We start from the raw sequence: 15,829 nt of genomic DNA on the forward strand, positions 1-15,829 counted from the left end.
TACGTGTTACTCACCCGTCCGCCGCTAACTTCTTAAGAGCAAGCTCTTAATCGGTTCGCTCGACTTGCATGTATTAGGCACGCCGCCAGCGTTCATCCTGAGCCAGGATCAAACTCTCCAATAAAGTTTGTCTAGCATCATAAATAAAAATTGACGTTTCACGTTGTTTGTTTCGTTCAGTTTTCAAAGAACTTATCCGCCGCTCAATCGCGACTTCCTTATGTTAACATCTCAGTCATTCGATGTCAACTAAGTTTTTTATTTCGTTTATCGCAGTTACTTTATTTCACCGGCGACTCGTATAATATTACTCCTCTATATAATAATAGTCAATAACTTTTTTAAACTTTAATTATTATCCTCCATTACTTCATTATTTTGTATAACTGCGACTTATATGCTAAAAAATCAAAATGGATTTAAATAGACCGGATAGAACAATTATTTAGTATGTTTTATATGAAGTTCTAGGTGTATGAACCTAGTATCTCTTACTATTCAACTTATGAAGTAAATCTATAGAGACTCCATATAAAACGGACGTTAACTCAATATTTTAATGAAATAGAAAAAAGCTTTTTTACCCTAATAACATTTCTCTATTGCTAAACTACTGTGCAATTACGTTAACTTATAAAAACCCCTTAATTTCACGAACCAATTCCCCTGCATGATCAAACATCATAGCATGAGATGATTCAGGAATTACAACTGTTTTACTTTCACTTAATTTACATTCAACATTTTTTATAAATGCTAATTTCTTATTCAGGTCACCTTCTTTTTCTGCCGGAAGAAACAACACTCTACATCGGACATGATCATACCACTCTTCTATCCTGCGATCGTACAGATCTTCCGCAATCTGTCTCATATTCTCCCTCTTAGACACAAAAGTCACTTTTCCATTTTGAAGTTTTCGAGGTTTATAATCTTCCATAACTAAAGCTCTGTTCTTATTCCATGGCAGCCAATTCCTTTTCATATACTGTATCAAGGCTTCTCTTGAATCAAACTCTTGTTCCGGATTAGAAAAGGATTTATTAAAATGCTCTTCTTTAGATTCCGTATATAAGCCCCCAGGTCCTGAATGATTGACCAAAGCACCTTCAGAATTAACTAATGAAATAACTCTATCTGCATACATCGATGCAAACATTGTCCCAACATAACATCCAAGTGAGCTCCCTACTATATGAGTTTTATAAATACCGAGAACATCCAGCACCTCTCGAACATCTTCAACTAAAGTTTCAAGTTGATATCCTTTTTGAGGATGATCCGAATTGCCGTGTCCCCTTATATCGATAGCAATTACGCGATATTCTTCTGTAAAACTTGGAATAATACTCCGCCAAATAGCTGCACTTCCTCCCATATAGTGCAGGAACAAAATTGGCTCACCGTTCTGGCTGTACTCATAAGCTTTAATTTTTACTCCCTTTGCATTTACCACATATTCTCTCATTCCCTAGTCCCCCTTTAGTCCTCCCCCTCGTTGATGAAGGGAACTTCGTGACTTCACATTTATTTTATCGTATATTGGTGACAAACAACGTCACTAATACTAGAACTAAATCAGTAGTAGTCATTTTTATATACAAAAGTATACAAACGTGGGCAAATATGTTCGTATACTTACTATTGATTCGGTTTCAAGCCTAAGTGAGTGCGTTTTGACGAAAGTTAAATTGCATGATGAACTACGATTGATGAGTAAGTTGAAGACTTACCCTCGGATACACGCTTTAGTCCGTTGCTCTAAGAGTGTGGAAGGATGACCGACTACTACTGCCCTGTAGTCAAACACCGAAACACATGAACTCTCATCTGTCATTGGCAAAAAGCGAAATTCTCCGAAAGGATGACTGGTCAGAGATGACTAAAAATCAAAACAAAGAATATTGTTTTGTATTGGATGTAGGAGGAAGGAAATTAGCTCCTACAAGTGTCAACAATGGATGGTACTTAATTAGGAAGAAAAGAGCAAGACTTGTTGCAAAATACCCAATGGTAATTCAACTACATAAGTCAGTGGAAAATGTAGATTATAAAATTAGGTTGGGGATAGACGATGGTAGTTTACACGTTGGGGTTGGGTTAGTACAAGAATGTAAAACAAAAAACAAGCCAATCTTTAAAGCTAATATTGAACATCGAAAAGATGTATCAAAGCTAATGGAGAAAAGAAGAGGGCATAGACGATACAAAAGAAATCACAAACGGTATCGTCAAGCAAGATTTGATAATCGTGCAAGTAGTAGAAAAGAAGGAAGAATCGCACCTAGTATACTCCAAAAGAGACAAACGATTATTAGGTTTGTAAATAAGATTTCAAAATGGATAGACATTGCAAGTATTCACTTAGAAGATGTTGCGATAGATATACGAGCATTAACTGATGACAAGAAGTTATACAACTGGCAATATCAAAAATCCAATCGGCTAGATGAAAACATGAGAAAGGCTGTAATTATACGAGACAAATATAAATGTATGGAATGTAGAAAGTCAAACTGTATGTTAGAAGTACATCATATTGTCCCTAGAAGGTTAAGAGGCTCTAATACATTAGATAACCTGATTACACTATGTAGTAAATGTCACCAAAAAACAGAAGGTAAAGAAGAAAATTTTGTTGATAAGTATCAAAAAATGATTAACGGAAAGAGTTTACGGCTAGACTTTGCTCAACACGTTATGCAAGGTAAAAACTGGTTACAACAACATTTATCTCAGTATGGTACTTTGCTTTTAACAAGTGGTGGAGATACTGCAAATAGGAGAATAGATTGGGGTATTGAAAAGTCACATTCTAATGACGCTTTAGTTATTTGTGGATTAGAGATCCATGATACAAACATAAAAGACTGGGGCATTAAACCAATCAGAAGGAAAACGAAAGCAATACATTCTGAAACTTATGGGTTTAGCCATAGAGATATTGTACAATACACAGACACAAAAAAGGTAACTCATGTTGGCTATATTACTGCAATGTACCCAGATAAGTTACAAATTAATATTCAAACAAAAGAGAAACATCTAAAAAGAGTGAATGCAAGAAAAAGTGTACTAAAGTGGAGATTTAGAGGGTTGTATTTCCTATGAATGACCACACATGAATACTTTTGTGTATATTTTATGAAGGAGATATTTTTATGTCTAGAACAGGGAGATTATTTGAGCTATTAATTACACTAAATACAAAGCATCGCTTTACTGCTCAAGAGCTAGCAAATGAATTTTCAGTATCCAAAAGAACAATACTTAGAGATTTACAACTATTAAGCGAAATGGGTGTCCCTCTTTTTTCTTCCCCTGGACCAAATGGTGGATACACTCTTATAAAGAAACAAAAACTTCCTACTATCTCATTAACACCAGAAGAAGCTACAGGATTACTTCTGTCCTATCAACTTTTAGAAGATGGACCTTTTAAACAAGAGAATATATCAACCATTACTAAAATCCGTTCCAGTATGTCTATAGAGATGCTCCAAAAAATAGAAACATTACAAGATAGACTAGCTATTGATTCACCTAATAGAAGTTTTAAAAATCATTACCTTAAAGAACTTTTACAAGCATCATTAGATAAAAAGCATCTTCAAATAGAATACGAATCCCGTTCCGGATACTCAATCCGAACAATCTTTCCTTATGGACTCGTTCTATCTAACGGTTTATGGTACTCTCCTGCATTTTGTTATAAACGAAAAAAGAATGTACCATTTCGAGTTGATCGAATTATTTCCCTCAAAATACAACACGATTTCTCAGAGCCAATTCCAAGAGATATGACCATTGCACAATGGTTAAATCAAACAGATACTTTATCAAAAGAACTTACTTTACGAGCATCATTAACGAAAAAAGGCTGTAAAATGCTCGATCCTCATCCTATTGGAGAATGGATTCAAGTTACCCCTAATGGTACTGGAGTAATGAAAGAACAATTTAGAGAGTCAGATATACCTTTTATTGGAGGACTGTTCCTTAGTCTTGGAACAGAAATATTAATAGAGGAGCCTGCTGAATTAATACAGTTTGTACGGGAGAAAGCGTTGAAAGTAGTTAGCCAATACTCAAAAATATAAAATGTCTCCTTATTTCAAATCTGTGGAAGTTTTACTTGCACCTACAGTTACGTGAGGCGGTATGATCGGAGTAACCAAATTGAACCAGAAAAGGAGATGAATGTAACATGAGTAATAACAGAACATATTCAATCGGAGAATTCTCTACCAAGACCGGGACATCCATACGGGCATTACATTACTATGATGAAATTGAGCTGCTCAAAGCTGAAAAGCACCCTCATTCTGGTCACCGTCAATACACTGAACAGGATATACTTACGCTGCAAAAAATTGTTGGGTTTAAATTTTTAGGCTATAGCTTGGAGCAAATAAGTAAAATGATGAATGAATCCAGTTTGAATGTAACCTTACATGATACGTTACAAAACCAAAAAAAGGCTTTCGAGCAGAAAAAAGAGCAAATTGAAACAACGCTAAATGCAATTAATCGTACGATTCGATTGATAGAAGATGAAGGAGAAGTGGATAGTACAATCTTAATGAGTTTAATAAACAGCATGCAAACAGAAAAGCACCACCGACTATGGATTGAACAACATACGTCAAAAGAAGTAGCTGATCAGTTATTTAATAAGCCTGAAGAAGAAATAATAGCATTAGATAAAGAATTTATCCAGTTATCTAAAGAAGTAAAAAGATTAGTGGGAAGACCAGTTCATGATCCCGAGGTACAGAGATTAATAGATAAGCATATGAAAACCACACTTGAATTGGTTAGTGAAGAAGCGATGCACGCTATACAAGATATAGAGGAATTAGAAAAAGAAAAACTTGTAAACATGATTCCTTCCCCATATACAAGAGAGGAAGAAGAATGGTTAAATCAAGCCATGGAGTATTATATGATTCAAAATGGTATGAATGATCCGAAGATAGATTAAGAAGAAAACCAGCTCCTGTTAGACACTGTATAAAAGAAAATCCCCCAAATAGTTATGGCTAAAAAAATAAATAGCCTGTTTTGACCAAATTCCCCCAAAACAGGCTATTTGTTATGGATAAATATAGTTATCATCTTAATTGAATTTACAATCTACCTTATTTCACCAATTAATGGTATATAATTAGTTTTGTTTACACAACCAAATTACACTTTAAAAGCAGGTGAAACGATGGAAACCGTTCGCGTACTTATAGCAGATGATGAAAAAGAAATAAGAGATTTGTTAAAAAAATATCTTGAGAGAGAATTCTATACAGTAGATGTAGCAATCAATGGCGAAGAAGCTCTTCATTTATTTAGGCAAAACAAATATAACCTCGTCATACTAGATTTGATGATGCCGAAAATAGATGGGATCGAAGTATGTAAACGGCTTAGAGATCAAACAAACATTCCGATATTAATGCTTACCGCTAAAGATCATGAAGTAGATAAAATTTTAGGATTAAGCATAGGCGCAGATGATTATATTACAAAACCTTTCAGTATTCATGAAGTAGTTGCACGAGTAAAAGCTCTTATGAGGCGTTTTTTAGTATTAGGAAGCGACGCTAATTCTCACGAACAAGCACTCCTCCAATTTAAAGGGCTGACAATTGATTTAAAAAAATACACAGTTACCGTAGGTGCAGAAGAAATATCTTTAACCGCAAAAGAACTAGAACTACTAAAGTTTTTCGCTTCCAATCCCGAACAAGTATTTACGAAAACACAACTCTTTCGTAATGTTTGGGACAGTAACTATATAGAAGATGATAATACAGTTATGGTACATATTAGAAAACTTAGAAAGAAGATCGAAACGGATCCTTCAAATCCTAAATTTATTCAAACTGTGTGGGGAATCGGTTATAAATTTGTAGGTGAAAAAGATGAAAAACGATAAAGTTCTCTATCTTATTTCACTTCAGCTTATCATCATTATGATACTTCTGCTCATTGAAATGAGTCATACATGTAAACTCATTTTATTTACTGCATTATTTCTTATAACGATAAGCCTTTTCTTTATAAGAATCCATTTTATAAAGAGCCGAAAATCTATCATTGTTAGCTTGCGACGAGCAATTCACGGAAATTTACATACAAGGTTATACACGACCAATGATAACTCGTTGGATGATGTGATTTTTTCTATAAATGAATTAATTACAGAGCTAGAAAAGGTACAAGTTGAAGCTAGAAAGTCTCTAGAGGCCAGAAAACAACTCTTATCTAGTATCTCACATGATATTCGAACACCTCTTACTTCCATTATTGGATATGTTGATGCTTTAAAAGATGGGATTGCTGCTTCAGAAGATGAAAAACGAGAATATCTTGAAATACTCTCAAAGAAATCAAACAGCTTAAAACAATTAGTTGATCAAATATTTAATATGGCCAAGCTAGATGCAGATGAATTCCCCCTAAAGAAAGAGATTCTCGATTTTGCTGAGATTACTAGAGAGTCTCTAATTGAGTTTTTACCTGAGCTCTCAAAACATAACATAGAATTACAAGTTCATATTCCAGAAACACCTTGCCCTATTACAGCAGATCACCTTAGTCTTGTACGAATTATAGGTAACCTTGTAAAAAATGCGATATATTACGGGAAAGCTGGAAAGATAGTGGGAATAGAACTAATAGAAACCACTTCCGAGTACCAACTATTCATTTGGGACAAAGGACCTGGAATTTCAAATAACGATTTAGAAAACGTATTTGAAAGAATGTATAGAAGTGACCAATCAAGGAATGCTTCGTATGGTGGGAGTGGTCTAGGACTCGCTATCGCAAAAGCTCTCGTAGAAAAAAATGGCGGAGACATCTGGGTAGAAAGTATTCCGTGGAAAAAAACCACCTTTGGCTTTTCCATCCCTAAACAAACTACTTTTAAGAAATAGTTAAGAAATGATTAAGCAGCAGTTAAATCCTGCTTTTTATTATGTAAGTACGAGGTTATAGAAAGTAGGTGTTTCAAAATGAGCGCAATTATAAAAACAACAAATCTTACTAAAATTTATGGCAAACAAAAATCGGTAGATCATCTAAATATAAATGTAAATCAGGGAGAGATTTACGGCTTTATTGGACGAAACGGTGCAGGTAAAACAACGACAATTCGAATGCTGCTAGGTCTTATAAAACCTACAAGCGGAAAAATCGAAATATTCGGGGAGGATTTTTTCCAAAACCAAAAAGAAATTTTAAGAAGAATTGGTTCTATCGTTGAAGTTCCAGGGTTTTATGAAAACCTTACTGCAAGAGAAAACCTATTAATTAACGCAAAGATAATCGGAGTGCATAAAAAGAATGCCCTTGAAGAAGCACTAGAAATTGTAGGCCTGCAGCATGAAACAAAAAAGCTGGTGGGTAAATATTCTTTGGGAATGAAACAACGGTTAGGAATCGCAAGAGCCCTTCTCCATTATCCAGAACTATTAATACTTGATGAACCGACAAATGGCTTAGATCCAATCGGTATTAAAGAAATGAGAAAACTTATTAAATCTTTAGCACAAGAAAGAAACATAACAATATTAATTTCCAGCCACATTTTAACTGAAGTCGAACAGCTAGTAGATCATATGGGGATTATTCATGAAGGGAAGTTATTGGAAGAAATTTCTCTTGATGCACTTCGAAAAACAAATCGTAAATACTTAGAATTCCAAGTAAATGACGATAATAAAGCTGCAATGCTTTTAGAAAAACAATTTCATATTTTTGATTACGAAGTACATGATGAAGGAAATATTCGCGTTTATTCTCATTTCGGACAACAAGGACAAATTAATAAAATGTTTGTTCAAAACGATATTGAAGTATTAAAAATTATGATGAGCGAAGACAGATTAGAGGATTATTTCACCAAATTGGTTGGAGGTGGGACAATTGGTTAATCTACTATATACAGAGCTATTAAAGTTGAAACGTTCTAATATGTTCTTAATTAGTATGATTGGGGCAGCGGTAGCACCATTTATGATCGTCTTGGCCTTTTATATAGAAATGAAAACAAAACCATCTGTTACACCCGCAAGTTTCGATGCCCTTTTTCTTAATGTAAATATGTATACTATTTTATTTATGGGAGTCCTTCTATACGGAGTCGTTACCGCTTATCTCTTTAATCGTGAATACACAGAAAATACATTAAAAAATTTATTAACCATTCCTGTATCACGTTTTAACTTTATTATGAGCAAATTCGCCCTTCTGTTTATTTGGATTATGATTCTAACTATAGTTGCATGGGGACTAACTTTACTATTAGGGCTATTAGGAGGTTTTCCTGGATTAAGCATCCCTTTATCTTTTCAATTTTTAGTGAAATTTTTACTAGGCGGTGTATTCCTTTTTATCTTATCTTCTCCTATTGTACTGCTAACTCTTGTAATGAAGACTTATGTTCCGCCTATTATATTAACAATTGTTGTAGCAATGGTAAATGTTCTAACTGCAAGTTCGGAACACAAAGATTTATTTCCTTGGACAGCTGCACTAGATATAGTAAATAACGAATTGCAACCGACATATCCTCCAGAATATTCTTATGTTGCCATTGTCGCTACAGCTATTAGCGGGTTTCTCGCAACACTATTCTATTTTAAAAGGGTTGATATTCATTAATCTCATGCCTAATCATGATTCAAGGACGATAAAAGGAATTAACACCGTTCACACTTTATATAAACGAAACCGAAATCTGAAGCCAGATTTCGGTTTTTCGATATATGATGAATGACGGAATTGATTAACAATCGCATAAATGAAGAGCTTTTAACATCTCAGATTCCCTTGTTTCACTAGTGTAATTTTTTGCCTTTGATTTGATTGCTTATTTGTAAAGGTAACGGAGACTTCGCTATCAAAGTAAGTCAAAATCATATCCCAAAACGAAAAGATGAGATGCAATCTTATAATTAACTAACTGTAGAGAAGTAAAATTTTCGTTTAGGGGGTACTTCAAGACCTTAGCTTGATAGGCATGCAGCGAGAACCCATTGCATTGTATTATCTTTTCCGAGTTAACATAACTTCACTTATTAATCGTCTAAGTATATAGAAACTAAAAAAAGCCCCTTCATACTAATAATCTAAAGGGACTTTACTCATACAAATAATCTGTACACCAATTCTTTGATATACAGATTATTTGTACAATAATTATTATAAATAATTGCTAAATGATAAACTTACATAAATGCTTTTAAAAGTTCTTGAACTAATGGAAGTACTCCACCTAAAAATTTCAAAACTGCCATTGCGATTGCCATATTATTTCCCTCCTTTTTTGAGTATTAAGATGTAATAAATCTTTATACTCTTATTATAGCTAGCGCTTCTATTTATATCAATAAATTTAATTATGCAATATTTCATATTTATGTACATGTGATATTTCTATAATAGAACGGGTAAGTTCTACAGCATTTTCTAATGAACTGAACAACTGAAGAACATGAAAGTTTCCCTTAAAAAGGAGGAGAATTATAAAAACTCTCTTCCTTTTTATGTGCTCATAAACTGTATTTATCTGAAGCTCAGGCGCAAATGTGTTGCGTCCTTAAATCATTCATACAGATACCTAATCACGGTGCTTGTAAAAGTATAAGGTTACATAAAATAGAAATACTATCATTATGTATGGTACTTCATTATATAGGAGAGATATTGTATGACGATTAACAAACGAAATGATTCAGAAAAGGAATTTGAACTTTCAATACTAAACTTAAATGAAATGGATAAAGAAGTTACAGCGAGAGGAAAAGCTAATCAAAATTTGCAAGCTGAAGATACGGTTACACTTTTTTGGGGAGATGAATGGAATATAGAAGAAGCTGAAAAGAAACAGGTGGATTGTAATCGATCAAATGACGTTTAAGAATATGCATTCATTTCATACCTAATCATGTCTCAACATCATGGAACACCTGTCAATAAATCATACAAGAACGTTATGAATAAAGAAATAGATGACTTCCTCGATAGAACAAAGCATCTCATTACTATTGAGATGCTTATCCAAAATAAAACATAATGTAACTTTCCTCAAAATCGCAGTATTAGCCTCAACTTAATTGCTTTATTTCGTAACCTTAAATATATATGTGTCAACTGTACCTAAGCACCCTTTCGCTTGAACCACATATGCCCCTGGTTGTGTGAAATGAATTTGTTTTCTATTTAACTTAATATGTTGAGAATTACCATGAACTACATTCACAACTTCACCACTTAATGTATAAGGCTGATTCACTTTCAGCGTACTTTGTAGTACATGACCTTCCACTTGTACACTCGCCTTCTCTACTCTTGTTTGTTCTACTTCAGCAGCACTCACGTTTGTTGTAGTAAAAGCTCCTAATCCAATTGCAGTTCCAAGTATAATCCCTGTTAATTTCATATTTTTGACCCCCTTATTTATTTGTGTAAGAGACCCTTACATCCCAGATTCTACCGTCTGTATATAGACAACGTATATATATATTATTAGACAAGATATTACATTTTTTTAAATAAATGTATTTTTATACTAGAACAATTATTACTTGTAATAAAACCCCAATATGAATAAAGTAATAAATACAGATTACTTGCAATTGTATATTATAATTATAAATTTTTTGAAATTTATAACTTTTGTAGAGAAACACAATTTTTGGTTATGGCGCAAATATATGATGAAAAATATGTATAATCTGATTGCCAAATTTCGTTTACTTTACTTACTTCCCTACGATGAAAGCTTCCTTATACTTATAACTACCAGGAACTTTATAATTAGTTTTAATGGGAACAAATGAAACTATTATCTTGTCTATATATTAGATTAGTTATAAAAAATGAGGGGAAATTTTTATGTTTATTCAAATGAGCTTGAGGTGTCGAGATGAAACATAAGGTTATTGAAAATTGCAACCATGATGAATTTGATTACGTTATAAAAGAACATTGGCAAGATGTATGGAATTATTCATTTATTATTACGAAAGACACGCATTTATCTGATGATATAACGCAAGATGTATTTATAAAGGCATTTGAAAATTGGCATTCATTTCGAAATGAATCATCTGTTAAAACGTGGTTATTAAAAATTACAAGGAACACAGCGCTAAATTATTTGAAGTCTTCCTATTTCAAGAGAATTTCTTTAGTAAGTTTTTTTAGGGACGATAAGAAGTATCTATCAGCAGAGCAAGAATTTTTCAACAAAGAGGAAATGGATGGAATTTGGAACGTAATACTAAATTTACCTAAAAAATATCGTGAAATATTGATATTAGATGCAAAATATGAATTATCCTATGGTGAAATAGCAGAAACGCTAGGAGTGTCGATTGGAACTGTAAAGTCTAGACTACACCGAGCTCGTACACGAGTTTCAAAAATATTAGGAGAGGATAAACGGTATGAATAATAATAATAAGCCGAATTGGTATAAAGAATTAAAAAATGGACCAATGAGACAGCGTCAAGACGAAGAGGAATTCATTTATAAGATAAAACAATCTATATACCAAAATAGAGAGAGAAATCGGCCTAAGTATAGCCAAACATTTCGTAAAAAGTTAGCCACTGTTGCATTTGTTCTTGTTTGTACAGTTTTGCTGTTTCAATCCCAACAATTTTTCTTCGGAAAAAACGAACCTCCTGTACAAAGTAGCACTCAAATTGAAGTGAAGATGAAAGATGAATCGAATCAAGATCAATCACTAAAACAATTTATGAATCAATTAAATACAATCACGAGTTTCAAAAATAAGAATGATTTATATGAAGCCCTGGAGGAAGAATTTGTTTTTAAAGGGGAAAAGTATAACAAAAATGAGTGGGAATTTGATGAAAATATGTTTCACGAGTTACAAGTAGCCCTTACAATGGGAGGAGAATTTGTGAATGATACGAAAACATTATATAAAATACCTAGTGGGATGGTAGAAGGGAATCAAACAAAGCAGGAACGTTATTTATATGCAACGGTAATTGGTGAAGAGACAAAAGTTTTTGATAAACCAAAACCTGATTCGCGAGTTTTAAATCAGGTGTCTAATGAAATGGTAAAAGCTTGGATTTCGGATAAAGCGAACAATGATGGATATATAAGAATAACTACGATGAATGGTTACACCGGTTATGTGAAGAAAGATCATATTTCAATTGATATTGAGTATTCTTTTATTTTCGAAAAACATAATGATGGTACGTGGGAAATAAAGAGTATAAATTCTTTATGGTAAAAGAGAAAGGTTCGATAAAGTGAACCTTTCTCTTTATTTTTTATTCTCTTTTTGAAGGGTATCCCAATCGTGTAAAACCTTAGATGCAACAAGAGCAGCATGATTTTTTCCAGAACCTCCGCCAGGAATAATGACAGAAATAGCGACTTGCGGATTTTTAGCAGGAGCATATGCGATAAAAAGAGCATGATTTATAATTTTTTCCTGCTCGTTTGGTGAACCTGTTATTCCTGTTTTACCTGCAACATCAAAGGCCAAGTTTTTAATCTCTTGTATATTTTGACTCATTCCATCTTGCAAGACATTCCAGAAATTCAAAGGATAACGATTTGAACTTTCTAAAATTGGTTTAAACTTTTTTGTTTCTTTACCATCATTATCAATAATAGCATTTGCGATTTGAGGTTTATATTTATCGCCTTTACTTGCAAGGGTTGCTGCATATTGAGCGAGTTGAATAGGAGTATGCACCTCGTTTCCTCCCCAAGAAGCATTTAACAAAGCAGAAATTCCACTTTCAAACTTACTAGATACATGCAATTGATATTGCCCGTCTTCTTCAAAGGGTAAATCAACCCCAGTTTGAGAGCGAAGGCCGAATTGTTTTAAATAGTTTGTCCAAATGTTTGCTACTTTTTCTAAATTTCCGTTATTTTGGTTAAATAACGGAATTGCCACTTTTGCTGTCATAAATGTATTGGATGAATTAATAATAGCCTGACTTGGTGTAATTTCACCAATTGGAGTCCCAGCAGCATTGGCAACATTATTCTGATCATTATATTGAAAACTACCCATATCCAAATAAGTATCAGCAGGTTGAAACAGCTTTTCATTTAACCCAATTAAAATAGTAAGAGGCTTTATTGTTGATGCCATATTTACATAGGATTCACCGTACTTTAATTTTTGGATCGTTTTATTTTGTGAGAGTACTTTTATGTTTTCTTTTTCAGGCAATGGGAAATGTGCACTTAGTACATTTGGATCAAAAGCTGTAGAGTTAGCCATAGTTAATATTTTTCCTGTTCTTACATCTACCACTACAGCATAACCACTCTTAGCATCGGGTATTTTTTTGACTTGATCCCTTAAAGCTTCTTCTGTTTTCTGCTGAAGTTTAAAATCTAGTGCTAGCTGAATATCCTTTCCTTTTTGAGGATTTTGTATGTTCCATAAAAATTTTTTATTTTTAATTTTAAATATGAAAGTTTTTCCTGGTATTCCTTTTAGATCATTTTCATATTGAAGCTCAATTCCATTTTTACCAGCAGGAACATAATTAGAATAAGAGTTGCTTTTTTCAGATTCTACATATCCAATTACTTGTGAAGCGATTTCATGCTGTGGATAAACACGTATCCATTCATTTTTCATAATTACATTTTGAGGCTTGTTTTTGTTTATAAAGGTCAATTCATTATCATTTATGCCTGCGTACAATAGTATTTCATTTTTATTGTACTGCTTACAAGACTTTTGTAATTGTAGCTTTATCTCATCTGTAGAGATGTCATGATGAAATATAGATGAAAATTGATTTAAAAAACTTGTTAATTTCATTGTGTCTTGATGAGTTGGACATTCATTATCATAAACGTAATACAAAGATTTCACTTCTTTATTTGTAGCTAGTATTACTCCGTTTTGATCAATAATTTTACCTCTTTCAGGTGAAGAGGTTGTAATAGAAAACGAAATAAAATTCGTTGTAAATAAAATCGTAAAAATAATGCTTAGAATAAAAAAGATTGCCAAGATGGCCCATACTTTTGTTTTTATATGTAACATAAAACCCTCCTCTATGTAGATTCTATTTTATCTTAAAATTAATTATTTTTTTTATAAATTATGGAACAAAATTATTACTTAGATTGTCTATTAAATGTAATTTTAAAAACTGGTACTCAAATTGGATACATTGTACCTAATTTGACATCCATTTTATGTATTACAAAAGATGAAGGGACTGATTTTTTTGAAAAGTACAAGAATGCTAAAAATAGGGATGTGTGCTGGCATACTAAGTTTAAGTCTTACAAGTATAACACTCTTTACAGGTGAACCATTGCAGGTGGAAGCAAAAGAAAAAACAGAGCAAACAAAACATACAAATCATGCGACTCATCGAGAGTTCGTTCAACTCGAGAAAAAGTTTGATGCTCGGATTGGTGTCTATGCTATTGATACCGGTACAAATCGAACAGTTGCTTATCGACCTAATGAACGGTTTGCTTATGCATCAACCTTCAAAGCTCTGGCTGCAGGAGCAGTTCTACAGCAAAACTCAATCGACAAACTAGATGAAGTTATCACCTATACAAAAGACGACTTAGTTACGTATTCACCAATTACAGAGAAACACGTGGATACCGGTATGACTCTTGGGGAAATTGCAGAGGCTGCTATTTGCTACAGTGATAATACAGCGGGGAACCTTTTATTCAAAAAATTAAACGGTCCTAATGGGTTTGAAAAAGCGCTCAGACAAATTGGTGATAGGGTTACCATGGCTGATCGCTTTGAGCCAGATTTGAACGAAGCTACTCCTGGGGACATCCGTGATACAAGTACACCAAAAGCACTTGCTACTAATCTTAAGGCTTTTACAGTTGGCAATGTACTCCCAACTGATAAGCGTAAAATCCTCACGGATTGGATGCGTGGAAACACTACTGGAGACCAACTGATCCGTGCTGGCGTACCAAAAGGATGGGAAGTCGGTGATAAGTCCGGGGCTGGAAGCTACGGAACGCGAAATGACATTGCCATCGTTTGGCCACCAAATCGAGAGCCAATTATCATTGCAATTCTATCCAGTCGTGATACAAAGGATGCTACCTATAATAACGAGCTTATCGCCCAAGCTGCGAAGATTACAATTAACGCTCTCAAGTGAGTGTGGTAATTGTACTTCAATTTTCTTATTACCTTTATGACATACCATTAGAGGGTAAAACTAAAAAACGATTCTTTTTATATTAAAAGAATCGTTTTTTGCATTCTTATCATTACATTTATAATAATAAGAATCATTATGTTAGACGGAGATCATCCTCTTTTTTTGATATGGTGAGGCCTATAAGAAAAAACTCATGAATATTAGCAATCATTATCTTCCTAAGGCGTTTAAGTAAAATAGGATTAAAACCATTTGTTTATTTAATTTGTACTGTGCTAAATCAAAGACAATATTTCGTTTCAGCAGTACCATTAAACACAAAAAAACCTAAGTCAAAACGACTTAGGTTTTTGCCTGGCAACGTCCTACTCTCACAGGGACAAAGTCCCAACTACCATCGGCGCTAGAGAGCTTAACTTCCGTGTTCGGTATGGGAACGGGTGTGACCTCTCTGCCATCATTACCAGACTTATGAAGGTATATTCCTTCAAAACTAGATAACATTTGCTTCATATTATATGGTTAAGTCCTCGATCTATTAGTATTCGTCAGCTCCACGTGTCACCACGCTTCCACCTCGAACCTATCAACCTGATCATCTTTCAGGGATCTTACTAGCTTAACGCTATGGGAAATCTCATCTTGA

General features: G+C 33.7%; 13 protein-coding genes, 3 rRNA genes and 2 pseudogenes. 11 read left to right on the forward strand and 7 right to left on the reverse strand.

Annotated features, from left to right (window positions below):
* Both WAZ07_RS25615 and WAZ07_RS25620 read right to left on the reverse strand, forming a co-directional pair.
* Positions 1–124, reverse strand: a 16S ribosomal RNA gene (locus WAZ07_RS25615); the annotation flags it as partial.
* A 507-nt stretch (positions 125–631) separates the two neighbouring features.
* Positions 632–1,468 (reverse strand): alpha/beta fold hydrolase, encoded by an 837-nt coding sequence (locus WAZ07_RS25620; protein ID WP_336474655.1) that lies wholly within the window; start codon positions 1,466–1,468, stop codon positions 632–634.
* A 410-nt stretch (positions 1,469–1,878) separates the two neighbouring features.
* Between WAZ07_RS25620 and iscB the strand changes: the two genes are divergently transcribed.
* The 7 genes from iscB (at position 1,879) to WAZ07_RS25655 (ending at position 8,664) form a co-directional block, all read left to right on the forward strand.
* Positions 1,879–3,111, forward strand: a complete 1,233-nt coding sequence (gene iscB / locus WAZ07_RS25625) for an RNA-guided endonuclease IscB (protein WP_336474656.1) — start codon at positions 1,879–1,881, stop codon at positions 3,109–3,111.
* A gap of 50 nt (positions 3,112–3,161) precedes the next feature.
* Complete coding sequence (locus WAZ07_RS25630) at positions 3,162–4,100, forward strand: helix-turn-helix transcriptional regulator (RefSeq protein WP_336474657.1); 939 nt, start codon at positions 3,162–3,164, stop codon at positions 4,098–4,100.
* 107 nt (positions 4,101–4,207) lie between these two features.
* Positions 4,208–4,984: a MerR family transcriptional regulator gene (locus WAZ07_RS25635; protein ID WP_336474658.1), complete on the forward strand. Its 777-nt coding sequence runs from the start codon at positions 4,208–4,210 to the stop codon at positions 4,982–4,984.
* Between the two features lie 231 nt (positions 4,985–5,215).
* Positions 5,216–5,932, forward strand: coding sequence for a response regulator transcription factor (locus tag WAZ07_RS25640; protein ID WP_336474659.1), 717 nt, complete (start codon positions 5,216–5,218; stop codon positions 5,930–5,932).
* Positions 5,919–6,935 (forward strand): sensor histidine kinase, encoded by a 1,017-nt coding sequence (locus WAZ07_RS25645; protein ID WP_336474660.1) that lies wholly within the window; start codon positions 5,919–5,921, stop codon positions 6,933–6,935. Before WAZ07_RS25640 ends, WAZ07_RS25645 begins: the two co-directional genes overlap by 14 nt.
* 78 nt (positions 6,936–7,013) lie before the next feature.
* Positions 7,014–7,934 (forward strand): ABC transporter ATP-binding protein, encoded by a 921-nt coding sequence (locus tag WAZ07_RS25650; protein ID WP_336474661.1) that lies wholly within the window; start codon positions 7,014–7,016, stop codon positions 7,932–7,934.
* Positions 7,927–8,664, forward strand: a complete 738-nt coding sequence (locus WAZ07_RS25655) for an ABC transporter permease (RefSeq protein ID WP_336474662.1) — start codon at positions 7,927–7,929, stop codon at positions 8,662–8,664. The genes WAZ07_RS25650 and WAZ07_RS25655 overlap by 8 nt, the downstream gene beginning before the upstream one ends.
* Positions 8,665–9,230: 566 nt before the next feature.
* Here the strand turns inward: WAZ07_RS25655 and WAZ07_RS25665 are convergent.
* Positions 9,231–9,417 (reverse strand): annotated as a pseudogene (locus WAZ07_RS25665) (hypothetical protein).
* A 295-nt stretch (positions 9,418–9,712) separates the two neighbouring features.
* Here WAZ07_RS25665 and WAZ07_RS25670 point away from each other — a divergent pair.
* Complete coding sequence (locus tag WAZ07_RS25670) at positions 9,713–9,922, forward strand: hypothetical protein (RefSeq protein WP_336474663.1); 210 nt, start codon at positions 9,713–9,715, stop codon at positions 9,920–9,922.
* 201 nt (positions 9,923–10,123) lie between these two features.
* Here WAZ07_RS25670 and WAZ07_RS25675 read toward each other — a convergent pair whose 3' ends face one another.
* On the reverse strand, positions 10,124–10,444 hold the full coding sequence (locus tag WAZ07_RS25675; RefSeq protein WP_336474664.1) for a hypothetical protein: 321 nt from the start codon (positions 10,442–10,444) through the stop codon (positions 10,124–10,126).
* A gap of 486 nt (positions 10,445–10,930) precedes the next feature.
* Here WAZ07_RS25675 and WAZ07_RS25680 point away from each other — a divergent pair, with 486 nt between their 5' ends.
* Both WAZ07_RS25680 and WAZ07_RS25685 read left to right on the forward strand, forming a co-directional pair.
* The gene (locus tag WAZ07_RS25680; protein ID WP_336474665.1) at positions 10,931–11,461 is read left to right on the forward strand and encodes an RNA polymerase sigma factor; all 531 of its coding nucleotides are present in this window, start codon (positions 10,931–10,933) and stop codon (positions 11,459–11,461) included.
* Complete coding sequence (locus WAZ07_RS25685; RefSeq protein ID WP_336474666.1) at positions 11,454–12,281, forward strand: anti-sigma factor; 828 nt, start codon at positions 11,454–11,456, stop codon at positions 12,279–12,281. The genes WAZ07_RS25680 and WAZ07_RS25685 overlap by 8 nt, the downstream gene beginning before the upstream one ends.
* 17 nt (positions 12,282–12,298) lie before the next feature.
* On the opposite strand, the pseudogene WAZ07_RS25690 reads toward WAZ07_RS25685, so the two are convergent.
* Positions 12,299–14,072 (reverse strand): annotated as a pseudogene (locus WAZ07_RS25690) (peptidoglycan D,D-transpeptidase FtsI family protein); the annotation flags it as partial.
* Between the two features lie 169 nt (positions 14,073–14,241).
* Between WAZ07_RS25690 and bla the strand changes: the two are divergent.
* On the forward strand, positions 14,242–15,180 hold the full coding sequence (gene bla, locus WAZ07_RS25695; protein WP_336474667.1) for a class A beta-lactamase: 939 nt from the start codon (positions 14,242–14,244) through the stop codon (positions 15,178–15,180).
* A 355-nt stretch (positions 15,181–15,535) separates the two neighbouring features.
* Here bla and rrf read toward each other — a convergent pair.
* A 5S ribosomal RNA gene (gene rrf / locus WAZ07_RS25700) occupies positions 15,536–15,651 on the reverse strand.
* 50 nt (positions 15,652–15,701) lie between these two features.
* Positions 15,702–15,829 (reverse strand): 23S ribosomal RNA (locus WAZ07_RS25705); the annotation flags it as partial.

It is taken from the genome of Bacillus bruguierae (genome assembly GCF_037104725.1).
Lineage (GTDB): Bacteria > Bacillota > Bacilli > Bacillales > Bacillaceae_G > Bacillus_A > Bacillus_A bruguierae.